This is a genomic window from Arachnia propionica, from assembly GCF_037055325.1.
Lineage (GTDB): Bacteria > Actinomycetota > Actinomycetes > Propionibacteriales > Propionibacteriaceae > Arachnia.
On the sequence record NZ_CP146373.1, the window covers coordinates 1,408,941 to 1,435,455 of the forward strand.

A 26,515-nucleotide genomic window follows, 5' to 3' on the forward strand; every position below is an offset into this window, starting at 1 on the left:
TCCGGGTCCGTCCTGAGAGGGGATGGTGAGGGACGCGCGCCGGCTGAGTTTCGGTGCGCATGGACGAAGGAAGTCTGAGATGAGCTCGAAGTTCTTGTTGTCGGTGGTGACGGCACTTGCCGTCTCGGCGATGGCGCTGTCAGCGTGCGGAGGATCGGCGCAGAATGCAGCAACGCAATCAGCCAGCGCCCCGGATCAGTCGGTGAGCGCCACCTGCGGGGCCTTGACCGTGACCCAGGGATGGTATGGCGACAACCGTGAACGACTGGATGCCATGATCAAGGAGATCGGGACGTGCACCGGTGATGGGGACGTGGTGAATGGGGCCCCGCTCGCGCTGTTTGACTGGGACAACACCGTGGTCAGAAACGACATAGGTGACGCCACCACCTTCTGGCTGCTGGCCAACAGCAAGATTCTGCAACCCTCCGACTGGACACAGGTCAGTTCTTTCCTGACACCAGCAGCGGTGGAGGACCTGACGTCGTCCTGCGGTTCGCTTGCCGAACCCGGTCAGCCCCTGCCCACCGGTTCCGAGGCAGGAACGGCCTGTGCGGACGCGATTCTCTCCGCCTATTCCGAGGGCACCACCACGCGCGGGGAGAAGGCCTTCGAAGGCTTCAACGCCAGACGCATCGAACCCCAATACGCCTTCGCCGCCCAGCTGCAAGCCGGGTACACCGACGAGGAGATCGCCGGGTTCGCGTCCCAGGCCCGGAAACAGAACATGGCTGCCGAGGAGGGAACCACCCAGAGGGTCGGGTCCAAGGATGTGACGGGCTGGGTTCGGTACTACGACCAGATCACTGATCTGATCAAAACGCTGAAGGAGAATGGTTTCGACGTGAGGATCATCTCGGCTTCCGCCGAACCTGTTGCCCGGGTGTGGGCCGAACCCCTGGGGTTGACCGACAACAAGGTGATGGGCGTGGCGATGGCCCATGATGGCGACCGGATCACCGCGTCCCTGATGCCCTGCGGCGGCGACGAAGCGAGCATGCCCTACATCGAGGGGAAACGCTGCCGGGTGAACCAGGACGTCCTCGGCATCACCGGCCCCGATGCCTTCAAACCCGCCCCGGAGTCGCAGCGCCAGGCCTTCAGCGCCGGGGACTCCGACACCGACGTCTCGTTTCTGATCGACGCCACCACGCTGCGCCTGGTTATCAACCGGAACAAGACCGAGCTGATGTGCAACGCCTACGACAACGAGGACGGCAAGTGGCTGATCAACCCGATGTTCATCGAACCGAAGGGCCAGAAAACCGACCCCTATCCATGTTCCACCAACGGCGAGATCCTTCCCGACGGCGGAACCGGACCGCTGAAGGACATCTCGGGCAACCTGATCGAGGACCAGCAGGACACGGTTTTTGGCGGTTGAATCGTGGGGTCATTCGGCTCCTCGTTGCCTGGCGTATGTGGCCGGCGTGATTCCGGTGGCCGATCGGAAGTCGCGTTGGAAATGGGCCTGATCGGAGTACCCGAGGGATGCGGCCAGATCGGCCAGGGCCGCATCCCCCAACAGCTGCCAGGAGGCCTCGTGAAGTCGTCTGCGGCGGATCAGCCATTTCGGTGCCAGCCCGATTCTTCTCACCGCTAGGCGTTGCAGCGCGCGTTCGTTCATGCCAAACCGTTCACAGATCTGGGAGACCCGTTGGATGGTGGGGTCGTTCTCGACGGTGCGGACGATGGTGTTCACCGCAAGGCCCTCAGGATCCACCGGGGTCAACCTCCGCAAAGCGGTCTCCATCACCGCGACGGCGGATTCTCTGGCTGCTGGATCATCGGGGTTGGTCATGCTGGCCCGGATGTCAGCAACCAGTCGAGGAACCTCCGTCAGGGTGGAGTCCTGAAGCGCGATCTGCCCATCGACCAGGGTCGAGACGTCCGCCCCGAGCAGCTGACGTCCCGCAGCAGGTTGCAGCATCGCTCCGACAGTCCAGCCACGACCGGTGAGTCTCTTGGTGGCAAGTCCGCTGGTGGGGCCGACCAGGCTGGCGTGATCGGCGGCGACCGTGATGAGACAGACCGGGTATTGCAGGACCCGTTGGATCGACTCTCGTCCGGGAGCGAGATCCCACACCGGCACCCAGAAACGTCGCACCACGTCCGCCAGGCCAGCCCGGGGCGCGAAGCGATACACCGGGGGGCTGAAACCATGGTCGTCGGCGAGATGGGCCCGTTCCAGGAAGAACGTGTCGTATTCGTTCAATACTTCCTCCCTCCCCACGAGCACACTAGCGTTCATGGATACCCGGATCACGCAGTTCCTCGGCCACGTCGACACCTTCACTCAACGAATCGCGAACCTCCACACCGACCATTGGGAGAACCCAAGTCCCTGTGAGGGATGGACCGCGAAAGATGTCCTCGACCACGTCATCGGCACCCAACGCGACATCTTCAGCAAACGAGGTCTGGACCTGGGACCTCGCCCAGACGGAGCACCACAGGAAGCCTGGGCCGCGCACGCAGCCGCCGTGAGGTCGGCGGTGAACGACGAGGAAACGCTCCTGGCCACCTACGACTCTTTCTTCGGACCGACCACCCTGGCCGACACGCTGCTGAGCTTCTACTGCTTCGACCTGATCATCCACGCCTGGGACATCCACCAGGCGACCGGAAACGACCTCAATCTCACATCCGCAGAGCTGGATCTCCTGGAAACCTACATCCGGTCATGGGGTGAAGTCCTGTACCAGGAGGGAATCTGCAAACCTCCCGTCGAGGTTCCAGACGACGCAGACCGCCAAACCCGCATCCTGGCCCTGACAGGTCGCCGCCGCTGACGCGTACTCCGCCCGAGGCGCCGAGTCGTGAACTTGGAAGATCACATCGGGAAACAGATTGAATCGCATTCGCTGACCCCAGCAGGCGGGGTGGTTCTCACGAAATTTGGAGGCTTGTACACAGTCTCTCCGAAACTGGTTGAGCCGGACCGCGACGAAGGAGCAGTCCACCTCGAAACCACCAGAGCCCGCCGCAATTCCCTGGACACGACCACCGGGGGTTTCGAGGCGGCCGGCTCGCGGAGTGAGCAGGCCGGTTCAACCGGCTACTGTCCCTCGAGACCTTGGCCACACCCCCTCGTCAGAGGATTGCGCTGACCGACGCCCCAGGGGGTCGGCAAAGTCGGTTTAGGTGGTTGTTTGGGTGAGTAGCTTGATGGCGCGTTTTGGTTGTCGTGATAGGGACCTGGTGGTTGAGGCGATGGCGGCTTGGACGCCGTAGGCCAGTCGGATGAGGCTGATGGCCAGGTTGCGCAGGGCGGCCATGATCTCGGGGCCGTTAGCGGTGCGCAGCTGGTGGTGGTCCTCGTCGAAGACCATGTCTCTGACCCAGTGGAGCCGGTTCTCGATTCCCCAGTGCCCTTGGATCCAGGCGGTGACGGTCTCGGGCTGGGCATCAGTCATGGGTAGAGAGCAGACCAGGTAGACCACCTCCACAGTCGTCGTCTTGGCGCTACCGCTGCTGTTCTTGCCTGTGTTCCTGCGATTCTTGGTGGTTCGGGTGCGCCGGACCTGGATCACCTGAGCCGCCCCGGGGAAGTCCACCCAGGCGGGAGCCTCGACCGCTTTGACGGTACGCCGCACCCGCCGCCCACGCGAAGTGTCAACGCTTGAGATTGACGGAACGTTCTTCCAGGGCAGCTTCTTGAGCGTCCTACGTACACCGGGCTGGTTGTTCTTGACAGTGAGAAGATAGTGACCACCCTGATCGTGGATCCAGTGAGCGGTGTCTACCTGGGTGTGCATGGCGTCGGCGGTGACCACCGCCCCGTCCAGGTCCAACGGTTCGAGAAGCTCCCTGAGCGCCGGGATCTCGTTGGTCTTGTCCGCCACCCGCGCCTGGGTCAGGACCGTGCCGGTGGCGTGATCCAGGGCTGAGAGGAGATGAGGCGCCGGGTCCTTGCTGGTACGGGCCCCACGCATGGTCTTGCCGTCCACCGCGATCACCCTTCGACCGGCGACGGTGCCGGTACGTGTACAGAACCAGGACCTCAAATGGGTGTTGAGGTCTGCGGGGTCCAGGTCCTGGAGCACCCTGCGGATGGTGGACTCCGACGGCAGGGCCTGGCCCGCCTCCAGGCCCAGGGCCTCCAGGTCGGTGGCGGTCAGATCGGTGGTGTGCTCCCATATCGCCGTCAGGCTGCGACACCCGGCCATCACTCCGGTCACGGCCAGTGACAGCACCGTGAACAGGCTGTGGCGTACTCCCCGCCGATCACGCGGGTCGTCCACGTTCTTAAGAACCTCGACCAGGGGCTGGCGTGACAGAACGGTCGTGGTGGAAGATGACATCAGCGCGGGCTCCCAGGACGAAAGGGATGACTAGACACCACTCATCGTCCCTACGGGGCCCGCGCCCCACCTCAACGACACGCCACCCCTGTCAACGCTCAGCCGCCCTCACCCACCCACTTTGCCGACCCCCTGACCGACGCCCCACCTGTGAATAAGCCTCCATGTTTGTGACGGTGGAGGTCTATTACCATATCGATTCGCTGGATGCGGAGTATCCATATGACATTGTGACCTATGGTTTCAGGGTATGAGGAGGTGCGATTGTGCGGGTAAGTGATCTGGTGGGCGAGGGACATGAGTGCGCAGTGCGAGTCCTGCTCCCAGTCCGTGGCGCCGCGGGGCAGTGGCATTTCTGGAAGGACGTCGTCGATTCCGTAGAGATTGACGGGGAGGTGTATTGGGAACAAATCTGCGACAGAGCCCCGAAGTTGATGGATGCTCCATACGGGGACTTGTCCGACCAGACAGCAGCGATGCTCGTTGATGCTCTTGCGCAGGGACGGGACGGTGAATGCTACTTCGCCCTCTGGAAGGGTCACGGGGAGAACAGTACCATGACGAGCGCACCCTTGGACGTGCCCGCTTGGGTGCCGCCTCTCGTGCGTCACCTGTCGTTGGCCCCGGACAGCATAGGCGATCTTCCAGGCATCCCGCGGGATGTTATTTTGATCCACGAGCCACTGTCATGGCTTACCCGCGATCTCCCTGTACTAGTGCAGCAATGCCCGCTGATGATCCTGCCCCACGACCGCAGCTTTGTCGCGGCATGTCCGATCTACCACGACTCGGTGTATATCGGCTGCACAACGATACTGAGAGATTCCCTACTGGCCGCCGAGCTCGACAGTTATCCGATCAAACTCAGCAGCATGATCCGCGGGACCATTGATTGGCAACCCCCGGACCTAGTGACCTGGCGTTGAGGTGAGTTTACGTTTGCGGTCGATTTTGGCGAGGATTTCGTCTGGGATTTTGGTCCAGACAAACGAGTGTTTTCGGTTGTTCCAGCTGCTAATGAATTCGCAGATCTTGCCGATCAACTCGCGGACTGAAACGAAAGTACCGCCTCGGATGGCCTGACGCTCGATGATGCCGAACCAAACCTCAACCAGGTTCAACCATGACCCCGACGTCGGGGTGAAGTGGACCTTGATACACGGGTTTACTCTAAGCCAGTTGCGGACCTCGACTCGCTTGTACGCGGCGTAGTTGTCCATCACCAGGTGTAGTTCCAGCTCCCGGGCAGGCACGAGCCACATGCGTGAGGAAACCGAGGAACTCTTGGTGGCGGTGCCGGTCCTTGCAGAGCCCGGTCACCTTCCCAGTGACGATCTCCAGGGCAGCGAACAAAGTGGTGGCACCATGGCGGACGTAGTCGTGGCTGCCTGGCTCGTTGTGACCAGGTTCCATCACACACACCTTCTGGATGCGATCCAACGCCTGGACCTGGGACCTCACCCAAACGGAACACCACAGGAAGCCTGGGCCGCACACACAGCCGCCCTGAGATCGGCGACAAACGACGAGGAAACACTCCTAGCCACCCACGACTCCTTCTTCGGACCGACCACCCTGGCCGACACGCTACTGAGCTTCTACTGCTTCGACCTGATCATCCACGCCTGGGACATCCACCAGGCGACCAGAAACGACCTCACACTCACATCCGCAGAGCTGGATCTCCTGGAGACCTGCATCCGGTCGTGGGGTGAGGTCCTGTACCAGGAGGGAATCTGCAAACCTCCCGTCGAGGTCCCCGGCACCGCTGACCGCCAAACCCGCATCCTGGCCCTGACAGGTCGCCGCCGCTGACCAGATCCGCACAACCACCCAACGAGCACAACAGCAAACCGATGCGCCGGATGCGGAGTTTTCCCGTATCCGGCGCTGCGTTTTCCACTACCGGCGTTCCGGCTCTCCCCATGTCATCAGGCAGGTCTTTCTCGATCGCGCTTCGACCACGTCGCAATTCCAGAAGACCGTTGCGCAGTCGACAATTCGCCCCAGCCACCGGCCTGAATCCGCTCGCCAAAGGCACCACAGACTTCTTCTCCGGAGAGTCTTTCTTGACTTAACATTCGTCAAGGCTTAGCGTCAAAACTTAAGACCGCTGTTCGTATTCCGACGCGAGGTTGTTCAACGTGAAAAAATTCCGAAATTCAATTACTTTGGTGGCTAGGACACTTGTGGTGACCACGGCCCTACTGGCCACGTCGTCCCTGGCGCTTCCCGCCACAGCGGATGACGACACAGATCTGGAAACCACGGATGTGTCGCCAGTCGGTATCGATTCCTCCGGAAATCCCCTGTCATGGCACCCCAACAATTCCGAGGCCGCCAGCTCGGCGGATTCCGAGGACTCCGTTGCCGGACACGAGTCAGATTCAGCAGAATCCGCACCAAGCAGCGTCATCACAGGGGACGGTCGGATGCAGCTCACCGACACCACCTCCTATCCGAACTCGGCCATCGTCTACATCACCAAAGATGGGAAGACCCACTGCACGGGATGGATGATCTCGGCGGACACACTGGTCACTGCTGGGCATTGCGTGTACAGCTTCGAACGCGAGGAGTGGCTCTCAGGACTGGAGTTCAGCCCTGGAGCGAACGGCTCAGAACGCCCGTTCGAGACTGCGAAGGCAGCACAGACCTGGACCGACACATCCTGGGTGAAGAAAGGAAGCCCTCTGCTCGACTGGGGAGTGGTCAAGCTCGACAAACAGCTTGGAGAGCGCAGTGGCTGGTTCGGTTTTACCTGGCGTCCCGGAGAGTACAAGGACGTCAAGACCGAACTACGTGGATATCCAGATGACAAGAACCCGGGAGAACTCTGGGGCATGAGCGGAACGGTGGCGGTGAGCCGGGGCAACCAGCTCTGCTACTCGATGTCCACCCATTCCGCCCAGAGCGGATCCCCCCTCTACATGCCCGACGAGGCCCTCGTGATAGGAATTCACGCCTACGGGAAAGGCCCAGGACGGTTCACCAGCCGCGAATGCCCCAGCCAGTACAACGCTGGGACGAGAATCACCAAAGGACTCTTCGAACTATTCCTCGACCTGAGATCCCGGGCCAGCGCGGAATAGCCCCAGCCGAAGCAGGCCCACCAGGACCGCCGCATCAACCGGTGGGGCAGCATCGTGGCCTTCACACGGGAGGGGGAGAACGCGCTACAAAAGTCCCCGGAGGACCTCCGCTTTCCTCCCCGACATCCTGACCGAGCGACCCTCTCGGCACCATCGCGTTAAACGAGTCGATGACCCAGCTGAGCACCGCCCTGGAGAAGCACCGTGACCCGACCAGGAAGGCGAGAGGCAGGAAAGACACAGAACTGCGACGGTGATGTTCTCCGGGTCTCGAGGCCCCACCGTTTCTTTGACACGGATGCACCACAGCCCCGGAAGAAAAGGGATCAGAGACCCTTGCAGGGAAATCACTGACCCCGGAGCTCGGCAGGCTCAACACGCACTTATTTTGCGGACAATCTGAAAGACCTAATACAATAAACCGACTTCACCGGTCGCTATGACCGGATGCCCTGAAAGAATGGCAAAGATGAAGTCTGTGAAGTCTTGCGATTTCCAGCAGAAAGACAGTGGGGGTTGATGATATCGTCGCAATGGCGCTTGACAAGGTGGGATGCACGGCGGGGGTTCTACCCAGGAAGCCGGAATTTCGCTAGTTCACTTCGGCCTTCAAACCCACAACTCCTAGAAGCGTGGTCCCAGAAACCACACCCATGTCCCACAAGCAGGTACTCGGCACGAAACTGTGATCCGGACGTGACCACTGCTCCCGGTCAGGGTGACATCCCACCTCATGTGAGCAAGAACAGCTGAAGGCGAGGTGCCTTGATGGTCGTCATGTCCACAATCGTGGCCATTCTGATCCTCTGCCGGCTGCTCTTGAAGCATCTAGCAGCGCAATCTAAACACCCCAGGGGGCGGATTGGTGTATGGATGATGAGGCTCTGGAACATGGCCCATCTACCCATGGTCGAGTGGTCGCTTTCTCAGCTGCCACGTCGGTCCTTCGAGAACATCTTGGACACCGGTGTCGGCAACGGCGCATCAACGGCGCTGCTCCACAGCCGGTTCCCCAGGAGCAGAATCATCGGGATCGACATCTCAGAAAAAGCCATCGCAGAAGCTGGGAGAAACAGAACCGCCAACGTCTTCTTCGATGTGAAAGACGTCGAGGACACGGGCTATCCAGGAGAGTCCTTCGACTTGGTATGCGCTTTCCAGACCCACTTCCACTGGCCCTACCTGGAGAATTCTCTGCGCGAGTTGAGGCGTCTCATGGCCGATGATGGGCTGTTGATCATCGCCTGCGAGCAGAAAAAGATCTCCTACTTTCTGCCTCGTTTGGAGCAGGATGACGATCTGCGCTCCTGGTTGATTGCCCTGGACCTGAACCTGACACAGACGGTGAGAAGAGCAGGCTGGGTCGCGTACCTGGTCGAGAAATTTCCCCGGCAATCCGCACCAGCAGCAGAGAAGGTTTCCCGTGAGCTATTCCTCCCTGCTCGTGGATTCCCTGACTCCAGCCTACGGTGATCCCTTGAACAAGACACAAGCACATCCACGGCGGCGACGCGGGATCCTCTCCACTGTTCAGCAACGTCGGGGAGGATCCCGATCACCCGAGATCGATAGATTTCTTCGGGCCCAGAAATCTACAACAACGGCAACCGCATTCTGACCGTGGTTCCCCGGCCCTGGATGGAGCTCAGTTCGCAGGAGCCGCCGAGCCTACGCAGCACAGCCGCCACCATCGGCAGCCCCAAACCGTTGCCGGGAATGTGCCGGACCTCTGTGGAGCGCGCCAACTCGCCCCAGACTTGGTCCACCTCGGAGGCCGGGATGCCGCGTCCCGTGTCAGAGACGTCCACCACCACGCGCCCGCGTTCCTCCAAACCGCGCACCTCCAGCATCGCCCCTGGCGAAGAGTACTTCACAGCGTTACTCACCACGTTGTAGATGGCCAGGAACACCAGGTCACGGTCACCGCGTACCGGCGGCAGGGGACGTGGGGCCCGCGGAAAGGCCACCACTACCTCGCGGTCACCGGGCACCACGGTCTCGATCACCTCGGCGACCACCTCCGCCACGTCCACCGGCTCGTCGGCCACCGGATAGGAGTCGATCTCACTGATCTTGCGAAGCTCGGCAACCAGCGAGGCCAACCGATCGATCTGCACGCGCATCGACTCCGTAAGTGCCGGATCCCGCACCTCGCCGAGCCCCACACGCAGGGCCATCAGGGGGTTCTTCAGTTCGTGGTCAAGGCGTCCCACAAAGGTGCGATGAGCCTCCCGCGCCTCCGCTCTGATGCCCTCCACGGCCTCCTTGACAGCTCTGGTGTTCCTAGAACGGTGCCATCTCAGCACCAGCACCACGATCAGCACAACCGCTCCCGCGAGCAGCGGCAGTGCCCACAGTTCAACACCCACCTTGAACATCTGGGTCGCTCCTGCGACCCGCATCCCGACAGCCAGAAGCACCCCCATCACGGCGATCACCCAGGGCCACACTGGTTTTCTCACGCGACGCGCACCTCGGGATGAAAGCGATACCCGACACCTTGGACGGTGTCGATGACCTCGAGCCCCCGCGCCCCCAGTACCTTGCGAAGCTCGGCAACCCGATGATCGACGGCGCGAGTGGTGATAGCGAATTCCACCCCCCAGACCTGTTCCAGGAGATGATCGCGGCTGAAGGTCTCTCCGTGGTGGACCATGAGGTATTCCAGCAAGGCAAGGGCTTTCGGGGTCAACTGCACCGTCTGCCCCCGCGCGGTGACCGTTTTGGCCAAGCGGTCGAGTTCCAACCCGCCGCCCCGGATGCGCGAGGCGTGGGTGAGAGTCCGACCCAGCTGGCCCCGTCGTAGGACCGCCCGGATCCGAGCTACCAGCTCGGCGGGATCAAAGGGTTTGTTGAGGTAGTCATCGGCCCCCTTCTCGAGGGCGTCGGCCCGGGTTCCGGACTGTCCGACACCGGTCAACAGGATCACGGGAGTCCAGTCCCCTCCCCTGCGCAGCCTGGCCAGCACCTCCCGCCCATCGGCACGCGGCATCAACACGTCCAGGACGATCAGATCGGGATGCTGTTTCTCGACCACTTCGAGGGCCGCCACGCCATCGGCTGCGGTGAACGCGACAAACCCCGCCCGCTCCAGGGTGCGGGCTAGGTGGTCGCGGATCATGAGGTCGTCATCAACGACCAGGACCGAGCTCACGAAAGGCTGTTGTCGCTACCCGTGTCGTTCTTCTTCGCGATGCCCTGGGATGCGATAGTGTTGCCGCTGCCGCTGACCGTGACCTCGTCGAGGTCATCAGTGACATTGAGGCTGTTGCCGCTGGAGGTGATCTCCACGTCGTCGAGTTCCTGACCGGTGACGGAGTTGCTGCCGCCGGAAAGGATCACCTTGTCAGCGGACTCGAAGGTGACCTGGTTGCCGCTGCCGGTGATCTTGATGGTGTCGCAGTGTCCACTGAGGGTCACCACACCGTTGCTGGTGGAGACGTTCGGGTCCCCGACGCAGGGCTTGTCGTCGCTGTCGCCCTTGTTCTTGCCGTCGTTGTTGTCACCGGTGCTGCTCTTGTTGTCAGAGCCGCCGGCGCTCGCGGTGGCATTCGTGTCGTTTCCGTTGCTGGTGGTGGCCACGTTACCGGCGGATGGGGTGTTGGTTGCGCCGGCTTGGCTGGTCGAAACTGCCTGGGTGTTCCCGGCAGGTTTGGTCTCGGCACCGGCGGAGCAGGCGCTCAGACCCAGAACCGTGATGGCGGCCGTGGCGATGGTGATGCGGATCAGGGTGGTCTTCATGATGTCTCCAGGGTGTGACTGGTTTAAGGAGCAAGCGCATTGTGTCGGGTGAAAGATAGTGCGAGAACGCCCACCCATCCAAAACCGTGACCGGTCACGGATGAGTAGTGTGCCCGGAAGGTCAGTTGACGGCGTTCCCGGTGCCGGTATCGCTGACCTTCCCGACAGTTCCGGAGACCGTGACGGCATTGCCAGTGCCAGAAATGGTCACCTCATCGACGTCACCGCTGGAGACGACGCCCGCCCCGTCTCCGGTGATCCTGAGAGACGTGATGTCACCACCTTTGACGGCCACCCCTGTCCCCTCGATGATCAGCGTGTCCACCCAGTCGTACTCGACAACCGCCCCTGCACTTTTGATGACGATGGAATCGCAGTGTCCGGAAAAGCGGAGCACGGCGCCGGTTTCCTGCACCACCGAATCCTTGTCGCAGTCGGCGGAGCGGATGCTTCCGGCACTGGCGGCGGCCCCTCCGGGACCGGCGGTGACACCAGGAGCAGAAACCCCGCCGGGACCGACCGTGACACCAGGAGCAGAAATCCCACCGGAACCGGTCTTGGTCTCCTCGGAAGATGTGCTCTTGCTCTCCGTCTGCTGGGTGGCCGGGGAGTTCGTCTGCGCCGGAGCCTGCTGGGAGCTGCCGGCGTTGCCGGAAGCATCCTGCGGTGTGGCCTCCACACCCGCGGTGCAGGCGGCAAACCCGAAGCTAGCGACGGCCAGGGCGGCGATGGCGGTGCGGGTGAGGATGGTCTTCATGGCTACTCCTTGGAGGAACGTGTTTCTCGCTTGATGACTCAAGCTTGTCGGTTTCGGACCTCGCACGGCACGTTCGTCGCAGGATTGCGACAAACGCTGCACCGGCTTGCGGACGCGATGACCTCACGCACCCACCGATCTCCCGTAGGCTCCCCTACATGCATGGCGAGTACAAGGTCCCGGATGGAAAACTGGTGGCGGTTGACCTCGAGGTGGTCGACGGAAAACTGTCACAGGTGGTGGTCTCCGGGGATTTCTTCCTGGAACCCGACGAAGCCCTCGACGACATTGTCCGAGCACTGACCGGCCTGCCCCACAACTCTTCGGTCGCCGACCTGGCCACAGCCATCAACTCCTGCCTGCCGAAGGACGCGCGACTGCTCGGTTTCACCCCGGAGGCCGTGGGCATCGCAGTGCGCCGTGCGCTGGGGCATGCCACGAACTGGGACGACCACACCTTCGACGTCATCGGTCCGGTCACCCTCGATCCGCGCCTGCACGTCGCCCTCGACGAGGTGCTGGCGGCGCGCATGGCCCGCGGCGAGATCGGGCCGTCGCTTCGGATCTGGGACTGGGACCAGCCCCTGGTGGTGATCGGTTCCTTCCAGAGCTACCGCAACGAGATCGACGAGGAGGGACGTGAACGCCACGGCATCAATGTGGTGCGGCGCATCACAGGTGGTGGCGCGATGTTCATGGAGCCGGGGAACTGCGTCACCTACTCGCTGCTGGTACCAGGCTCCCTGGTGGAGGGCATGAGCTTCGAACGCAGTTACGAGTTCCTCGACCAGTGGGTGATGGGAGCCCTTGCAGAGCTGGGGGTGAAGGCTCGTTACGTGCCGTTGAACGACATCGCCTCGGACAAGGGCAAGATCGCGGGTGCGGCGCAGCGCCGGCTGACCAGCGGTGTGGTGCTGCACCACGTGACGATGGCCTATGACATCGACGCCGACAAGATGCTGCAGGTACTGCGGATCGGACGGGAGAAGCTCTCGGACAAGGGGACGAAATCAGCAAACAAGCGCGTCGACCCGCTGCGTTCGCAGACCCGCCTGCCCCGTGGCCAGATCATCGACTCCTTCCTGAAGCACTTCGAGTCGCGCTACTCCACCCGTCGTCGCGACTACACCGACGGCGAGCTCACGGCTGCCGCTGAGCTGGTGGAGAAGAAATTCGCCACCCCGGAGTGGACCCATCGCGTTCCCTGACCCGGTGGGGGTTTCGGCAGGACCGTGGACTTCCAGGGACACCCAGTATCGCTTCACGACACCCCTTGTGGCCGGTGAGTCTGGTCTCAGCGCAACCAGAACGTAAAGTGTTGTGAACGATGTCCAATCGTGCCGTCAGTTCAGGAGACCGGAGCGGACATGGTCACAACACGAAATGGGAATACGAACAACCAGGATCCGGCCCCGGCTCCGTCACCCAAGCGGGAGGTACTCGGGGAGGCCTCACAGCCCGTCGTGCCACGAAAGTCGTCGCAGGAACAGGAGGCCCTGCTACCCGCTCCCCGGGACAGGGCATCACTCAAAAGCGCTTGGCCGGAGTCCCGGAAAAGCGCCTTCCCACCCGTACCGTCCCCCTTCGCACCGCCGCCGGCTCTGTGGCCGGAGCTGACCGGGGCGACAGCTCCCCAAAGATCCCTCTCCACCATCCCGAAACGCCCCGATACCAGTTCGGGTGCCTCACGTTCCGAATCGCCCGGTTCTCTGGCTGACCCGATAAGGCCCACTGACCGGATACCTCTGAGCTCCGCCGGCGAGCGCACAGCGATCCCGGCATCCCCACCGGCGCATCGGGCTGACGACGATGACGAGGAAGAACCGCGGCGTGGGACGTTGACCGATGCGACCCCGGCCTACGTCTCATCGTCATTTCTCCACTCCCCGGACAAGGCGGTGCGGCCTTCCCGGGAGCACGGGCCGGCCATCTCGGTGACACATCCGGTGGAGGGCCCGGACCCACATGAAAGTCCCACCGAACCACCGCTGGCCCCCAGCCCCGGGGAACCCGCGGGGACCCGACCGGGTGATCTCGCGGGGGCAACCACATCCGCTCCTCACAACACGCACGTCGGAAGGCTTCAGCCACGCGAGACATCAGCCCCGTCACAGGACGATGAGGTATTGCACACAGCACAGCAGGCCGTAGAACCTTCTCCCCCCAGGGAAACACCATCAGGGACATCTGAACCGATCACCACGCCACTACCTGGTGGCTCACCTGAACGACCTGTCCATCCCGTGACCGGACCAGCCCCCATCCTCGGGGAACCACCAGCGGACTCGCTTCCCACCCCGGATCCAGAATCCTCGAGACACGAGCCGGAACCCGCCGGAGAGGATGACCACACGGTCAACGCCAACACCTATTCACAGATTCGCAGCATCTCCCGAGGCCACTGGGGACTTACCTTCCTGTCCAGTCTCGGGATTCTCGTTCTGACAACGATGCTGGTCATCGTCACCTCCTCGGTCCAGCAGTTCACCGTTTTCGGGGGCCTGCCGAATTCTGCTGCCCTGCTGGAACAGATCACCCGCACGTGGAAACAGCTCGCGACCGATGAATTCGCCCAGCTGCTGGCGATCATGCTTCCAGTGCTGCTCGCCCTCCTGACCCCCCTCTACATCGCCTTCTCGATTCAGGGCAGCCACAGCCCAGACCGGGACGACCACGTGACGAACGAGCAGGTCGCCCTCCAGCAGATGCGAGAGGGGATCGTCCTGATGCTGGCAGGTCTGGCTGGGGTGGCGATCACCCTGGCAATTCCCTGGCTCACGGAACGCGCCCCGCTCTTGCTTCCCCTACCCATCGGCGGGGTGTTCACCTGTGGATTCATGATTGCGATCCGGAGCCGTTCGCTGGAAAACGAACGGATGCGCCTGGCACGCTCCACTCAGCAGGAGGCGGCCCTCACCCGGAAGAATGCGGAGGCAACCGAGACCCGCATCAGGAAACTGGGAAAAGACCGTGACCATCAGCACAAGGAGAAAGGGCAGGACGAGAAAAGAAGAAGGACCAACCGGAACAGGGCCTCACGGGAAGCGCTTCTGCGTCACACGCGACAACAGCTGCTGACACGGCATTTCATCGTCGCCACCCTCCTTGCCAGTCTGAGTCCGATTCCCCTGACATGGCATCTCGCGCACAACGTGACCACGGTCTGGGAGGTTGTGTTGTTCTACGTCCCGACCGTCCTGTGGATCAGGTTCTTCTGGGGTTACAGTTTCACCCTGATGCGAAAGGATGTGTTGGCCGAGGCCATGAAGCCTGGGAACAACCGCCTTGCCAGGCTCGGCGCATGGCTGATGCGCACGACATTCGAGCTACAGGCCACCTTCATAGCCCTGGGACTGACCATCCTGGTCTTCGTAAGACTCCCGGGGCTGTCCGACCTGCCGTTCATCGTCGCGTGCACGATCTGCTGGCATCTGGTTCTCGTGGCCATCCGCTGGTTGTACCAGCAACACAGCAGGACGGGTCGCGGCATTCGGCAGATGGACCGCCGCTTGAAACTGCTCAGGCTACGGCGAGAGGTTGCGGAGCTCCGCGCGGGTATCGGCACCCCTGATCCCATGTAGTTGATCTAAGCTCGGGGCGTGTACGTGGCGAAACATTTCGAGATTCCCGACGACCACCTGACCGAGCTGCTCAGCCAGGTACGGGCTGGCAACCTCGTGACGGTCCACGAATCAGGACCGCAAGCAACCTTCGTGCCGTTCCACCTAGAGACACACGAAAGCGGATACGTGCTCGTGACACACCTGATGCGCAACAATCCGCAGGCCGTCGAGCCCATCACCGGTCCAGCGCTGGTGATCCTCGACATCGACGACGCCTACGTCTCCCCGACCTGGTACGCCACCAACAAGGACCTCCCGAACGTTCCCACCTGGGACTACATCACCATTCACATCACCGGGAGAATCCATATCACCGCCGACCCCGAGACCTCCCTCGAAGCAGCCCGTGAACTCACCTCGCGAATGGAACCGCCCGAAGTGCTGGAGGCCGTCGGCGAGGAGAAGCTGCGCACAATGGCGCGGGCAATCGTCAGGGCTGACATTGTGGTGGAGAAGATCCAGGGCAAGGCGAAGGCCAGTCAGAACCGCCACCCCGACGACGTCAGCAGCCTGCTGGCCCACCTGGAGCACAAGGGTGAGACGGAATTGGTGAAATACCTGAGGCAGGTCGCACTCCCCCACGCCACCGAACGTTTCGGAATGATCCACGACCTGCGGGCAGGCCGGTCTCTGCCCACCAACGCTACCGGGCGGAAAACCCACGAGTAGGAGAAACCTCGTCCCCGTCATCGACAGAACCGATACGGGAAGAACCACCGATGGCATCCGTCGGATACGAACACCGAACAGGAACAGCGATGACGTGGCACGATAAGGCCCGGCAGTGGCTGCGCAGCTTGTTCGATACATCCCAACGCTTTGACGTCGAGGTGGTCCGGGAACGAGGCTGGGGATCGATCTGGACGGTCACCACGGACACGGGTCGCCACTGGTTCAAAGCCGCCCACCCCGCGTTACGAGGCGAAGCAGCGTTGCGGCAGGTGCTGGAACGCCACGCCGGTGAGCATGTAGTACCAATGACAGCGGTCCATCCTGGAACTGGTTGGTTCGTCACCAAGGATCAGGGGGCGACATTGGCCGCCGGGGAAATAACGAAGGATTCCCGACACCTTGCGGAACTGGCTGTCGCTGCGGGACGGATTCAGCAGGCTGTACCCGTCGAGGATCTGACGGCGCTGTCCTTGGAACTGCACCGGCCTGAGGACGCCGTCATCAATCTCGACCATGTCCTGGCCTGGTTCGCTCGCCTGCCCGCAGATCACCTGGCCCACATCGATAGCGCAACCCGCGTGGATGCGCTGCAGGCGATGGAGCATCAGGTGCGTTGCTGGTCGTCGGTGGATCCAGGCCTGGGTCTTGCCATCGACCACAACGACCTCCATCTCGGTAACGCCTTCCCCGGTCCGGTGATCTCCGACTGGGGCGACGCGGTCATCAGCCATCCGTTCTGCACGATGCGGACGGTCTTCTTCAACGCGACGAGCATCGGTGCAGATACTCGGATCATCGAGGACGCCTACCTGAGGTTGTGGGGAACGCCGGCTGATCTGCGAGAAGCGCTCCACGTGGCGACCCGACTCGCCGTGTGTCAGCGTCTGCGGATGTGGTGCCTGCTGGACGATCCCGACCTGGTGGCCACGTACAACTCCTACATCATCCCGATGATCCACGAGATCGGCAGGCGGCCCACTGTCCCGTGAAACGAATCAGCTCCTCATGGCATCCGGGATAGGCCGCGACCAGACCCTGTGGAATTCCGCCAACGGAACACTCAGCAAACCGGTGACGTTCGCCTCCAGAGGCTCGATGACCTCACCGAGCCGCGTCAACGGGACACGGTTCTCGCGGCACAACGACTCCACCCGCTCCACCGATGACTCGGGCATGGTCACCAGTGCCCGGGCTGCCGACTCGCTGAACAGCTGCACCGTCGGCTCCTCACCCGGCAGCGTGATGGTGAACCCGAAACCACCCTGCAGCGCCGACTCCACCAGGCTCACCGCAAGGCCCCCCTCGCTGATGTCATGGGCGGAACGCATGAGTCGCTCCACAGCCGCGTCGCGGATCACCCTGGCCAGCCTGGCCTCCGCTCGCAGATCCACGCGCGGCGGAACACCACCCAGGTGCCCGTCGTGGACGGCGTCGGCCCAGATCGAGCCCGACAGCTCCTCCCGTGCCGATCCCAGCAGCCAGATCCCGTCACCGGCCTTCGCGAACCTCGAGCGCAGGCGCTTCGTGACGTCGTCGATCACGCCCAGCACACCGACGGTCGGGGTGGGAAGGATCGGGGTTCCTCCGGTCTGGTTGTACAAGGAGACGTTACCGCCCGTGACCGGGATGCCCAGTTCCTTGCAGGCATCCACCAGGCCGAGGATGGCTTCGACGAAACTCCACATCACCTCCGGGTCCTCGGGGGAACCGAAGTTCAGACAGTCGGTGACCGCGACCGGCTCCGCCCCCGTCACCGCGACATTCCGGTACGCCTCAGCCAGCGACTGCTGCGCCCCGACGTACGGGTTGAGATAGGTGAAACGCGAGTTTGCGTCGAGCGCGAGCGCGATACCCAGCCCCGTTTCCTCGTCGATCCGCAACATCCCGGCGTCCTCGGGCTGCGCCAGGACGGAGTTCCCGCGCACATACCGGTCGTACTGGTTGGTTATCCACGACTTGTCGGCGATGTTGCTGTGCGCCATCACCTTCATCCACGCGGAGCGCACCCCTTCGGGGGAGTTGTCCCGCGGCAGGTTCTCCGCGACATCGGCGTTGACCTGGTCCAGCCATTCCGGGCGGCGGTAGGAGCGGTGGTAGGTGGGGCCCTCGTGGGCGACGGTGCTGGGATCCACGTCGACGATGCAGTGGCCGTGCCAGTGAATGATGAGCCGTTCGCCGTCGGTGACCTCGCCAATGACGGTGGCCTCCACATCCCATGTGCGGCAGATCTCCATGAAACGTTCCACGTTCTTGGGTTCCACCACCGCCATCATGCGTTCCTGCGACTCGCTCATCAGGATCTCCTCAGGAGCGAGGTTCGGGTCACGCAGCGGCACGAGGTCGAGGTTGATGGACATACCGCTGTTGCCTGCGGAGGCCAGTTCCGAGGTGGCGCAGGAGATTCCCGCGGCCCCGAAATCCTGGATGCCGACGATGATGCCGGCCTTGAACAGCTCGAGGGTGCACTCGATGAGCAGCTTCTCCATGAAGGGGTCGCCGACCTGCACGCTGGGGCGTTTCGCGGGGCCGGTCTCGTCGAAGGTCTCGGAGGCCAGGATGGATGCTCCGCCGATGCCGTCCCCGCCGGTGGCAGCGCCGAAGAGGATGACCTTGTTGCCGACCCCGGAGGCGCGAGCGCGGTGCAGGTCCTCGTGTCGCAGCACCCCGACGCACAGGGCGTTGACGAGTGGATTGCCGAGATAGGTCCTGTGGAACTGCACCTCACCGCCAATGTTCGGCAGCCCCAGGCAGTTGCCGTAGCCACCGACTCCCGCGACGACACCGGGCAGGACACGGCGGGTATCGGCCTCGTCGAGCGGCCCGAAACGCAGCGAATCCATCACGCCGATGGGCCGGGCCCCCATCGCGAGGATGTCGCGGACGATGCCTCCAACCCCGGTCGCCGCCCCTTGGTAGGGCTCGACAAAGCTCGGATGGTTGTGGGATTCCGCCTTGAACGTGACGGCATACCCCTGCCCGATGTCGACGACACCGGCGTTCTCACCGATGCCCGCGAGAAGCGGGCCGCGCGGGGTGTCCTGGCTGAGTTCGCCGAACTTCTTCAGGTGCATCTTGGAGGATTTGTAGGAGCAGTGCTCCGACCACATCACCGAGTACATCGCCAGCTCGGCGCCGGTGGGGCGACGACCGAGGATCTCCCGGATGCGCGCGTATTCATCGTCCTTCACGCCGAGTGCCGCGTACGGCTGCTCCAGGTCGGGGGTTTCCAATGCATGAGCCACGGTGTCTGCCACGGGATCAAATCTATCGGTTGAAACCTCGATTTCGCGGGATGCCCCAGCCGCGGCATCCATGATGATGGATCGAAGTTCATCGGTGGCTCGACTGCCACCTGCTGCTGCCCTATGGTGGTGCCGGGCGCCGTCTCGAAGCCGAGCCGCCGGAAGGAGCCATCCAGGACATGACCCAGCCGACCCATTCCGAGGAGTTCTGCGAACGCTGCTGGAGCTTCGACCCGCTGGCCGACACCCGCCGCGACGACGACCCGCCGCTCGATGTCATCACCTCGGGCACCATCTTCTTCGACATCATCTTCGCGGGCCTGCCGCGCATTCCCGAACCAGGCGAGGAACTATGGAGCACGGGGCTGGGATCCTGCCCGGGGGGCATCGCAAACCTGGCGACGGCGCTGGCCCGGCTGGGGTTGCGCACGGGCCTGGTGGCGGGTTTCGGTGACGACGCCTACGCGGACTGGATCTGGGAAACCCTCCTGGAGCAGGAACACATCAACCTGACCACCTCACCCCGCTACAACGATTTCCACACCTCCTTGACGGTTGCCGTCACCGTCGAGGGGGATCGCGCAATGGTCACCCACGGCCACGAGCTACCGGAGTCGTTGTCCTCCCACATCCTGGCAGCAGCGGCGTCGCGCACCGCGGTGGTCGATCTCGGCGGCGAAACCAATTGGTGGGACGAGTTGAAATCACGCGGCACCATCCTGTTCGCCGACATCGGTTTTGACACCTCGGGTCGTTGGGATCCCGCAGATCTGCGGCCGCTGCGGTACTGCAAAGCGTTCACTCCGAATGCGGTGGAGGCCATGGCCTACACCCGAACGGACTCCCCCAATCTGGCGGTGCGTAAACTCGCCGAACGCGTTTCCCTCGCCGTGGTGACCGACGGGGTCGGCGGAGCCTACGCCATCGACCAGGACACGGGCGAGGAGGAGTGGTGTCCCGCGGTGGCGGCCACGGTCACCGACGCGACGGGTGCGGGGGACGTGTTCGCCTCGGGGCTGGTGCTGGGCTGCCTTGCGGGCTGGCCGCTGGAGCAGCGCCTGAAGTTCGCCTCGTTGACGGCTTCTCTGGCGGTACAGCAGTTCGGCGGTTCCCTGGCCGCCCCCGGGTGGGGGGACATCGCGGACTGGTGGCATTGTCTGCGCCGCAGGGCCACCGCGGGGGACCTGAGGGCCGCACACATAAGCCGTGACTACGGTTTTCTCGATGACCTCATCCCCCGCCACCAGGTGCACAGCGTCCGGAGGGCCGAAGCAACCTTCGCCAACCACTCGGACCTGCCCAACAAACGACAGTGACATGGGTGCTGCTGGCGCCCCCGACGGGACTCGAACCCATACTGGAGCGGGTTTAAGCCGCTTGCCTCTACCGATTGGGCTACGGGGGCCTGATCAGGCCAGCAACTCCAAGGCTATTGCGTCGAGGATGTCTGTTTCGCTGATACGAATTTTTTCCTCCGGAATCCGCGAAATCGTCTCGTCGAGAATCAACGCCCCGGCCCCGATCACCCCGGCGCGCAGCGGCTGCATGCAGGGTTCCTGCTCTATGAGCTCCACCGGGGTGGTAAGCCAGTGCCTCGTCACCGCCTCGACATCACCGCGTTCCAGTACCAGGCCATGTACCGCCTCACGGGAGTAGCTCTCCAGTCCGAGCACCCGGGCACCGATGCTGGTGACGGTTCCCGCCACTCCGACCGCACCTGCAGCTGCCGCGAAGTCGATTCCGGAACCGTCCAACAGCTCACCGACGAAATCCCGGGCTGCCTTCTGCTCCTCCGAAGTCGGCGGATCGGTACGCAGGAAACGCTCCCTCAGCCGCACCGCACCGACATTGAGGGAAATCGAATGCAGGATCGTTCCAGCTCCGTCCGCGAGCACCAGTTCCGTGGAACCGCCGCCGATATCGATGACCAGGGTCGGTGAGGCCACGTCCAGGGCACAGAGCGCACCCGCACTGGACAACCGTGCCTCCTCCTGGCCAGGGATCACATCCACCCCCACGCCCAGGCGTTCACGCACCCCATCGACCAGCAGCCGCCGATTGGAGACGTCGCGGGCGGCGGAGGTCGCGACGAAACGCACCTTCTCCGCCCCATGGTCACGAACGATCCGGGCGAACTCTTCACACACCGCGAAGGTCCGGGCCAGTGCGTCGGGATGGAATTCTCCGGTGGCATCGACCCCCTGTCCGAGACGCGCCAGCCGCACTTCACGCGCCAGTTCGACAGGGGCAGCGTGGCTTCCTGAGAGCACGAGCAGACGGATGGAATTGGTGCCACAGTCGATGGCGGCCACCGTCATGCCGGTTCCTCGCAGCAATTCTCGCCCACCCGTTCACGAACCAGGGCCAGGGCCTCGTCGCCGAGGGGATTCACCCCCGTCCCCGCTGCCAAGGCGTGCCCCACGAGCACATGGAGGCATTTCACCCTGGTTGGCATGCCGCCCGCCGAGATGCCCTCAATCTCCGGCACGACGCCGAGGGCGGTGCGATCGGCAAGGTAGGCCTCGTGGGCCGCCCGGTATCGTGCGGCGAGGTCCTCGTCCTCACCGAGCCGCCGGGTCATCTCCGCCATCAACCCGGAGGCCTCCAACGACGAACAGGCAGCGACATAGCGCGGATTGGTGAGGTAGTAGACGGTCGGGAAAGGGGTGCCGTTGTCGAGTCTGGGAAGGGTTGTGATGACCCCGGGCCGCCCGCAGGGACAACGCCACGCCACCGCGACCACCCCCCGTGGAGTCCGTCCCAACTGGGTTTCTATCACCTCGAGATCAGCGGAATTCGGGGCCTCCCCCACAGGTTCCGGGGTGCGCCCGGTGTTGGTGTTCACGATTCCTTACTTCTCCTCCGCGGGCGCATCGGCCACTCCGACGGTTCCCCACATCTGCTGCCACCACATGCCGGTGCTGGGTTTGGTGGGGGCCAAGACGGTGGAGTCACCACCGATGGGTTTGCCATCGGCTCCGATCACCCGATACCCGGTCTCCCCCGGAACGACCCAGCCGAGCCGGGTCCTGGCCTCCGCCTTCACGAAAGCAGGGTCCTTCCAGCGCGTCAGCTGGTCGTCCAGGGTCGCGATCTCCTGCTTGCTCTGGGCAATCTGCTGCTGCAGTATCGCCAGCTCCCTCGCCTGGGCGAAGTAGACACGCAGGCTCTGCGCGAGGGTGACCACCAGGGCGGCCATCACCACCCCCAAGATCAGCAACCGCCACGTCATCCCGAGCGCACGTTCGGAGGAGGATGGCCGGGGGCGTTCCTCCGTGGCCTGAGCTACAGCCTCCGCCTCCAGGGGGCGCGTGCGGGACCGTGCACTGGAAATCCGCTCACCTGGACGAGCAGCGGTCCGGGACCGCGGTGAACCACGTCCCGGACCACTGTGTACGGATTTGTTCCTGGGATTACTGGGCATACGACCAGTGTTACCGATGCGTGGGAGGCATCAGCCCTTGAAACGCGGGAACGCAGAACGTCCGGCGTAGACGGCTGCGTCGTCCAGGTTCTGCTCGATGCGCATCAGCTGGTTGTACTTGGCGACACGGTCGGTGCGGGCCGGGGCGCCGGACTTGATCTGACCGCAGCCAAGAGCGACTGCCAGATCAGCGATGGTGACGTCCTCAGTCTCGCCGGAGCGGTGCGACATCATGGTGCGATATCCGGCACGATGGGCCAGCTCGACGGCATCGATGGTCTCGGACAGTGAACCGATCTGGTTGACCTTGACTAGCAGGGCGTTGGCGACACCCGAGTCGATGCCACGGCCAAGCCTTTCGACGTTGGTGACGAACAGATCATCGCCAACGAGCTGGACCTTGTCGCCGAGGCGCTCGGTCATGGCCTTCCAGCCGTCCCAGTCCTCCTCGTTCAGCGGGTCCTCGATGGAGACCAGCGGGTAGGCCTCCACCAGTTCGGCGTAGTAGTCGATCATTTCCTCGGAGGTCTTGTTGGCACCCTCGAACTTGTAGACCCCGTTCTCGTAGAACTCGGAGGCGGCGACGTCGAGAGCCAGTGCGACCTGCTTGCCGGGTTCGTAACCGGCCTTCTTGATGGCCTCGACGATCAATTCAAGAGCCTCGCGGTTGGAGTCGAGGTTCGGCGCGAAACCACCCTCGTCGCCCAGGCCGGTGGACAGACCGCGATCCTTCAGCACCTTCTTGAGGGCGTGGTAGACACCAGCCCCCATCTCGACGGCCTCAGTGAACGACTCGGCGCCGATGGGAGCGATCATGAACTCCTGGATGTCCACGTTGGAGTCGGCGTGCGAACCACCGTTCAGGATGTTCATCATGGGAACGGGCAGGATGTGTGCGTTGGGGCCACCGACGTACTGGTAGAGAGGGAGCTCCGCCTCCTCCGCTGCGGCGTGGGCGATGGCCAGGGACACACCGAGGATGGCGTTGGCACCGAGCTTGGCCTTGTTCGGGGTCCCGTCGAGCTCGATCATGGCGAGGTCAACAGCGCGCTGCTCGTTGGCCTCGAAACCGAGGACTTCCTCGCTGATGACATCGAGCACGTTCTTGACGGCGGTCAGGACGCCCTTGCCAACGTAGCGTTCGCCGCCGTCACGCAGTTCGACGGCCTCGAAGGCACCCGTGGAGGCACCGGAGGGGACGATGGCGCGACCTGCCGCTCCGGAGTCGAGGATCACCTCGACCTCAACGGTGGGATTGCCGCGGGAGTCGAGGACCTCGCGGGCGTCAATGAACTCAATGATTGCCATGGGGCTTGCCCTTCCTTGAAATGAAGACCATAGGGTGTCCTTCCCGGCCCAGCTTATCCAACGCCTGCACAGGGGTCACCTCCCAAATCGCCATACACGGACGTTGGGAAACCCGGTCACCGGCGTTTGGAGACCTGGGCCACGAGTTCGCGACTGCACCCGATGGCCTTCGCCAGGGCACCGTAGGACCATCGTTCGGAATCTTCGTCACGCAGCTGACGGATCAAACGGTCCCGCTCGGCCCTCAACCGTGAGGCGTGGCGTTCCGCCTCAGCCGCCTGCTCGTGGAGCTCCCGGGCGCGAGCCGCCGTGAGGTCGGACACCCCCCGCGAACGCTGCGTGGCGCCGGCCCGGGCACTGGTTGGTGCCGGGACGACGCCACTGAGGGGATCATCAGAGCCCACGCGAGAACTCCGAGATCAGGTTCGGAACGCTCAGGTCGAAACCTGCGACATCCAACATGCCGGGATCACCCGGGTCGGCGATGCTGAACTCGTTCGCGGCCATGCCCACCACGATGAGCTTCGCATCGATACCCATCGTGTCCCGGTACTGGGCCAGGGCCTGGTGCGGGTGGATCTTCCCGTGCCAGGTCTCGTTGTCGGTGTAGATGATGAAGGTGTCCACCTCCAGCTTCCGCTTGAGCGCGTGGAGCATCGGCTGTGCACAGTCCGTGGCTCCGAAGGGCAGGCCGTCGATGCGACGCAGCACGTCGTCGAGACGCTGCCTGGGCGAAATGTCCAGCGGCATGAAACGGTCCTGGAAGGCCATCACCGAGGTCTGCGGTTCGGTGGCCAGCTGCACGAGGCAGAGAGCCGCCGAGGCCTCCCTCGGGGTGAGCGGGGTGCCCGCGAGACCTCCCCAGGCCATCGACCCGGAGACGTCGAGCCCCACGAGAGTCCGTTTCCCCGCCGGCGTGACCGCGCCGAAAGCTGCGTGGAAGGCCGCATCGAGGGCATCGGTCACCTTGGCGGTGGGCTCCCACGTCGAACCGCCCCGGAAGGAACGACCAGCCGCGTAGGTGCGGGCCGCCGCCAGCACGGCGACGGGGTGCACCCGTGCCCGACGAAGCCGCTCCGGATCGGTGAGCTGCGCGCACACCTCGTCGGTGCGTCCCCCGAGCCCCGGCAGCAAACCGAGGCGGGTGAGCCGCGGCAGCTGCCTCAGCAACGCGGTCTGCGGGATACCGACATCCAGAAGCGCCTCCCACACCTCAGCCTTGGTCACGGCCTCGTCGGGGAGCATCTCCCAGGTGAGACGGTGCTGACGGATCAGCTCCACCCACCTCGCGACGTCACGGGTCGCCTGGGCGGCCGTGAAACCGTGGATGAGCTGCGGGGTGTGCTCGTCGACACCGGAGCGCACGATCCACTCGAAGGTGGAACGCAGCTCCGGCACCACCGTGGCGGGGTGGGACAGCCGCAGCAGGTCGCGGTGGCTCCAGCCCTCACGTTGCCGGTATTTGACCGCCTGGTGGGCCAGGGCCTCGGCGCCCCTGTCGAGGTACCAGGACCCGACAGCTCGCCGGAGCCCGCGACCCCAGCCACGGAACTGCCCGACGTACCTCGCGAAGGTGAACAGGTGCGTTCCCGTGCGGGCGACGCGCGGCAGGGCCGCCAGGGCCAGGGGCGCCGACTCCGCCACGGAGGCCGCGTAGGCCAGGGCGAACAGGGCCGGTCCCTGCTTGGGCGCGACGCCTCCCTCGGAGACCTCGACGATGGTCTCGACGAGGCCCGCCGGGTCGCTGGAGGCCATCCGAGTGAGGATCTTCGCATTGTCGAGCGCGAGCTCACGCGGAGCGGCGTAGTAGGTGCCACCGTCGACCCCCAGGGTCAGGAAGCGACGCAGGCGCGCCCGATCGTCGAGCTGGAAGGTGTACCCGCCCGCCGAGTTGGGGACCTGACGTGCGTCGGCCGGTTCACTCTGCGGGGTGACTCGGGTGCTGATGGTGCGAAGGGGGTCCATGACCTCGCCTCCTTTCTGGTTGTCGTGGTGACCATGGATTCCTGGGACCGGGCGGGCGTGGGGTGACCACCGGCTGGGCTTGCGCCCGGCGCTCTGGGCCGCTGAGCTACCCCCGAAGGGGGCGGGATTCGAACCCGCGACTCCTCATTAATAGTGATAACCGATGCTCTTCGGCCCGCCCGGTCTGGGACGTCGATACGCGAGGGCCGCCCGGGCGTGTGGTGACATCCGGGTGCATCATCGTTCGGAGACGACCGAACGCCGATCCGCGGAAGGCGGGCCGAGGGGATTTGAACCCCGAGCAGACCGAGCAGGTCCGCATTACCAATTTGATAACCGAACATCGTCGGCCCGGGCGGTCCTCGCGCTGTGAAGTTTTGTTCCCAC

The 26,515-nt window shown here is 63.6% G+C and carries 25 protein-coding genes and 1 tRNA gene; 11 read left to right on the forward strand and 15 right to left on the reverse strand.

Annotated features, from left to right (window positions below):
- The first annotated feature begins 79 nt into the window (after positions 1-79).
- A complete protein-coding gene (locus V7R84_RS06520) occupies positions 80-1,384 on the forward strand; it encodes a haloacid dehalogenase-like hydrolase (RefSeq protein ID WP_338573295.1) in 1,305 nt (434 codons plus the stop codon).
- A gap of 9 nt (positions 1,385-1,393) precedes the next feature.
- Here V7R84_RS06520 and V7R84_RS06525 read toward each other — a convergent pair whose 3' ends face one another.
- On the reverse strand, positions 1,394-2,215 hold the full coding sequence (locus tag V7R84_RS06525) for a helix-turn-helix domain-containing protein (RefSeq protein ID WP_338573296.1): 822 nt from the start codon (positions 2,213-2,215) through the stop codon (positions 1,394-1,396).
- 34 nt (positions 2,216-2,249) lie between these two features.
- Here V7R84_RS06525 and V7R84_RS06530 point away from each other — a divergent pair, with 34 nt between their 5' ends.
- Complete coding sequence (locus V7R84_RS06530; protein WP_338573298.1) at positions 2,250-2,792, forward strand: TIGR03086 family metal-binding protein; 543 nt, start codon at positions 2,250-2,252, stop codon at positions 2,790-2,792.
- A 348-nt stretch (positions 2,793-3,140) separates the two neighbouring features.
- On the opposite strand, the gene V7R84_RS06535 is transcribed toward V7R84_RS06530, so the two are convergent.
- Positions 3,141-4,304: an ISAs1 family transposase gene (locus V7R84_RS06535; protein ID WP_338571637.1), complete on the reverse strand. Its 1,164-nt coding sequence runs from the start codon at positions 4,302-4,304 to the stop codon at positions 3,141-3,143.
- A 308-nt stretch (positions 4,305-4,612) separates the two neighbouring features.
- Between V7R84_RS06535 and V7R84_RS06540 the strand changes: the two genes are divergently transcribed.
- On the forward strand, positions 4,613-5,230 hold the full coding sequence (locus tag V7R84_RS06540; protein ID WP_338573301.1) for a hypothetical protein: 618 nt from the start codon (positions 4,613-4,615) through the stop codon (positions 5,228-5,230).
- Here the strand turns inward: V7R84_RS06540 and V7R84_RS06545 are convergent.
- A complete protein-coding gene (locus tag V7R84_RS06545) occupies positions 5,213-5,524 on the reverse strand; it encodes a transposase (protein WP_338573847.1) in 312 nt (103 codons plus the stop codon). The genes V7R84_RS06540 and V7R84_RS06545 overlap by 18 nt on opposite strands.
- Before the next feature lie 40 nt (positions 5,525-5,564).
- On the opposite strand from V7R84_RS06545, the gene V7R84_RS06550 reads away from it, so the two are divergent.
- The 3 genes from V7R84_RS06550 to V7R84_RS06560 all read left to right on the forward strand — a co-directional run bounded on the left by V7R84_RS06550 (position 5,565) and on the right by V7R84_RS06560 (position 8,869).
- Positions 5,565-6,119, forward strand: coding sequence for a hypothetical protein (locus V7R84_RS06550; protein WP_338573304.1), 555 nt, complete (start codon positions 5,565-5,567; stop codon positions 6,117-6,119).
- A 359-nt stretch (positions 6,120-6,478) separates the two neighbouring features.
- The gene (locus V7R84_RS06555) at positions 6,479-7,396 is read left to right on the forward strand and encodes a trypsin-like serine peptidase (RefSeq protein WP_338573306.1); all 918 of its coding nucleotides are present in this window, start codon (positions 6,479-6,481) and stop codon (positions 7,394-7,396) included.
- Between the two features lie 873 nt (positions 7,397-8,269).
- Positions 8,270-8,869 carry a class I SAM-dependent methyltransferase gene (locus V7R84_RS06560; protein ID WP_338573307.1) on the forward strand — a complete coding sequence of 200 codons (600 nt, stop codon included), beginning with the start codon at positions 8,270-8,272 and terminating at the stop codon, positions 8,867-8,869.
- A 119-nt stretch (positions 8,870-8,988) separates the two neighbouring features.
- On the opposite strand, the gene V7R84_RS06565 is transcribed toward V7R84_RS06560, so the two are convergent.
- The 4 genes from V7R84_RS06565 to V7R84_RS06580 all read right to left on the reverse strand — a co-directional run bounded on the left by V7R84_RS06565 (position 8,989) and on the right by V7R84_RS06580 (position 11,894).
- Positions 8,989-9,858, reverse strand: a complete 870-nt coding sequence (locus V7R84_RS06565) for a HAMP domain-containing sensor histidine kinase (RefSeq protein WP_338573308.1) — start codon at positions 9,856-9,858, stop codon at positions 8,989-8,991.
- Positions 9,855-10,550 (reverse strand): response regulator transcription factor, encoded by a 696-nt coding sequence (locus V7R84_RS06570; RefSeq protein ID WP_338573309.1) that lies wholly within the window; start codon positions 10,548-10,550, stop codon positions 9,855-9,857. The genes V7R84_RS06565 and V7R84_RS06570 overlap by 4 nt, the downstream gene beginning before the upstream one ends.
- Positions 10,547-11,137, reverse strand: a complete 591-nt coding sequence (locus V7R84_RS06575) for a DUF3060 domain-containing protein (RefSeq protein ID WP_338573311.1) — start codon at positions 11,135-11,137, stop codon at positions 10,547-10,549. The genes V7R84_RS06570 and V7R84_RS06575 overlap by 4 nt, the downstream gene beginning before the upstream one ends.
- 121 nt (positions 11,138-11,258) lie before the next feature.
- Positions 11,259-11,894: a hypothetical protein gene (locus V7R84_RS06580; protein WP_338573313.1), complete on the reverse strand. Its 636-nt coding sequence runs from the start codon at positions 11,892-11,894 to the stop codon at positions 11,259-11,261.
- Between the two features lie 158 nt (positions 11,895-12,052).
- Between V7R84_RS06580 and V7R84_RS06585 the strand changes: the two genes are divergently transcribed.
- The 4 genes from V7R84_RS06585 (at position 12,053) to V7R84_RS06600 (ending at position 17,178) form a co-directional block, all read left to right on the forward strand.
- Positions 12,053-13,102 (forward strand): biotin/lipoate A/B protein ligase family protein, encoded by a 1,050-nt coding sequence (locus V7R84_RS06585; protein ID WP_338573315.1) that lies wholly within the window; start codon positions 12,053-12,055, stop codon positions 13,100-13,102.
- Between the two features lie 1,035 nt (positions 13,103-14,137).
- Positions 14,138-15,475 carry a hypothetical protein gene (locus tag V7R84_RS06590; protein ID WP_338573316.1) on the forward strand — a complete coding sequence of 446 codons (1,338 nt, stop codon included), beginning with the start codon at positions 14,138-14,140 and terminating at the stop codon, positions 15,473-15,475.
- A gap of 18 nt (positions 15,476-15,493) precedes the next feature.
- The gene (locus V7R84_RS06595; protein WP_338573317.1) at positions 15,494-16,186 is read left to right on the forward strand and encodes an FMN-binding negative transcriptional regulator; all 693 of its coding nucleotides are present in this window, start codon (positions 15,494-15,496) and stop codon (positions 16,184-16,186) included.
- An 89-nt stretch (positions 16,187-16,275) separates the two neighbouring features.
- Complete coding sequence (locus V7R84_RS06600; RefSeq protein WP_338573319.1) at positions 16,276-17,178, forward strand: hypothetical protein; 903 nt, start codon at positions 16,276-16,278, stop codon at positions 17,176-17,178.
- 6 nt (positions 17,179-17,184) lie between these two features.
- Here V7R84_RS06600 and purL read toward each other — a convergent pair whose 3' ends face one another.
- Positions 17,185-19,443 carry a phosphoribosylformylglycinamidine synthase subunit PurL gene (gene purL / locus V7R84_RS06605; protein WP_338573321.1) on the reverse strand — a complete coding sequence of 753 codons (2,259 nt, stop codon included), beginning with the start codon at positions 19,441-19,443 and terminating at the stop codon, positions 17,185-17,187.
- A gap of 167 nt (positions 19,444-19,610) precedes the next feature.
- Here purL and V7R84_RS06610 point away from each other — a divergent pair, with 167 nt between their 5' ends.
- Positions 19,611-20,747 (forward strand): carbohydrate kinase family protein, encoded by a 1,137-nt coding sequence (locus V7R84_RS06610; RefSeq protein WP_338573322.1) that lies wholly within the window; start codon positions 19,611-19,613, stop codon positions 20,745-20,747.
- Between the two features lie 12 nt (positions 20,748-20,759).
- On the opposite strand, the gene V7R84_RS06615 is transcribed toward V7R84_RS06610, so the two are convergent.
- The 7 genes from V7R84_RS06615 to V7R84_RS06645 form a co-directional block, all read right to left on the reverse strand.
- Positions 20,760-20,836 (reverse strand) — tRNA-Leu (locus V7R84_RS06615).
- Between the two features lie 4 nt (positions 20,837-20,840).
- Entirely contained in the window at positions 20,841-21,749 is a 909-nt protein-coding gene (locus V7R84_RS06620) for an exopolyphosphatase (RefSeq protein WP_338573324.1), read from the reverse strand.
- The gene (locus tag V7R84_RS06625; RefSeq protein WP_338573849.1) at positions 21,746-22,243 is read right to left on the reverse strand and encodes a DUF501 domain-containing protein; all 498 of its coding nucleotides are present in this window, start codon (positions 22,241-22,243) and stop codon (positions 21,746-21,748) included. The genes V7R84_RS06620 and V7R84_RS06625 overlap by 4 nt, the downstream gene beginning before the upstream one ends.
- A gap of 39 nt (positions 22,244-22,282) precedes the next feature.
- Positions 22,283-22,663: a septum formation initiator family protein gene (locus V7R84_RS06630; RefSeq protein WP_338573325.1), complete on the reverse strand. Its 381-nt coding sequence runs from the start codon at positions 22,661-22,663 to the stop codon at positions 22,283-22,285.
- A 222-nt stretch (positions 22,664-22,885) separates the two neighbouring features.
- Positions 22,886-24,163 (reverse strand): phosphopyruvate hydratase, encoded by a 1,278-nt coding sequence (gene eno, locus V7R84_RS06635; RefSeq protein ID WP_338573327.1) that lies wholly within the window; start codon positions 24,161-24,163, stop codon positions 22,886-22,888.
- Between the two features lie 116 nt (positions 24,164-24,279).
- Positions 24,280-24,567, reverse strand: a complete 288-nt coding sequence (locus tag V7R84_RS06640; protein ID WP_338573329.1) for a hypothetical protein — start codon at positions 24,565-24,567, stop codon at positions 24,280-24,282.
- Positions 24,557-26,128 (reverse strand): TROVE domain-containing protein, encoded by a 1,572-nt coding sequence (locus V7R84_RS06645; RefSeq protein ID WP_338573331.1) that lies wholly within the window; start codon positions 26,126-26,128, stop codon positions 24,557-24,559. Before V7R84_RS06645 ends, V7R84_RS06640 begins: the two co-directional genes overlap by 11 nt.
- Positions 26,129-26,515 lie beyond the last annotated feature (387 nt).

Bases quoted from the DNA above. Each gene is read 5' to 3' on its own strand.
- V7R84_RS06520 (WP_338573295.1), top strand. From the start codon at position 80: ATGAGCTCGAAGTTCTTGTTGTCGGTGGTGACGGCACTTGCCGTCTCG.
- V7R84_RS06530 (WP_338573298.1), top strand. From the start codon at position 2,250: ATGGATACCCGGATCACGCAGTTCCTCGGCCACGTCGACACCTTCACT.
- V7R84_RS06535 (WP_338571637.1), bottom strand. From the start codon at position 4,304: ATGTCATCTTCCACCACGACCGTTCTGTCACGCCAGCCCCTGGTCGAG.
- V7R84_RS06545 (WP_338573847.1), bottom strand. From the start codon at position 5,524: ATGGACAACTACGCCGCGTACAAGCGAGTCGAGGTCCGCAACTGGCTT.
- V7R84_RS06550 (WP_338573304.1), top strand. From the start codon at position 5,565: ATGCGTGAGGAAACCGAGGAACTCTTGGTGGCGGTGCCGGTCCTTGCA.
- V7R84_RS06560 (WP_338573307.1), top strand. From the start codon at position 8,270: ATGATGAGGCTCTGGAACATGGCCCATCTACCCATGGTCGAGTGGTCG.
- V7R84_RS06575 (WP_338573311.1), bottom strand. From the start codon at position 11,137: ATGAAGACCACCCTGATCCGCATCACCATCGCCACGGCCGCCATCACG.
- V7R84_RS06580 (WP_338573313.1), bottom strand. From the start codon at position 11,894: ATGAAGACCATCCTCACCCGCACCGCCATCGCCGCCCTGGCCGTCGCT.
- V7R84_RS06585 (WP_338573315.1), top strand. From the start codon at position 12,053: ATGCATGGCGAGTACAAGGTCCCGGATGGAAAACTGGTGGCGGTTGAC.
- V7R84_RS06600 (WP_338573319.1), top strand. From the start codon at position 16,276: ATGACGTGGCACGATAAGGCCCGGCAGTGGCTGCGCAGCTTGTTCGAT.
- V7R84_RS06610 (WP_338573322.1), top strand. From the start codon at position 19,611: ATGACCCAGCCGACCCATTCCGAGGAGTTCTGCGAACGCTGCTGGAGC.
- V7R84_RS06620 (WP_338573324.1), bottom strand. From the start codon at position 21,749: ATGACGGTGGCCGCCATCGACTGTGGCACCAATTCCATCCGTCTGCTC.
- V7R84_RS06630 (WP_338573325.1), bottom strand. From the start codon at position 22,663: ATGACGTGGCGGTTGCTGATCTTGGGGGTGGTGATGGCCGCCCTGGTG.
- eno (WP_338573327.1), bottom strand. From the start codon at position 24,163: ATGGCAATCATTGAGTTCATTGACGCCCGCGAGGTCCTCGACTCCCGC.
- V7R84_RS06645 (WP_338573331.1), bottom strand. From the start codon at position 26,128: ATGGACCCCCTTCGCACCATCAGCACCCGAGTCACCCCGCAGAGTGAA.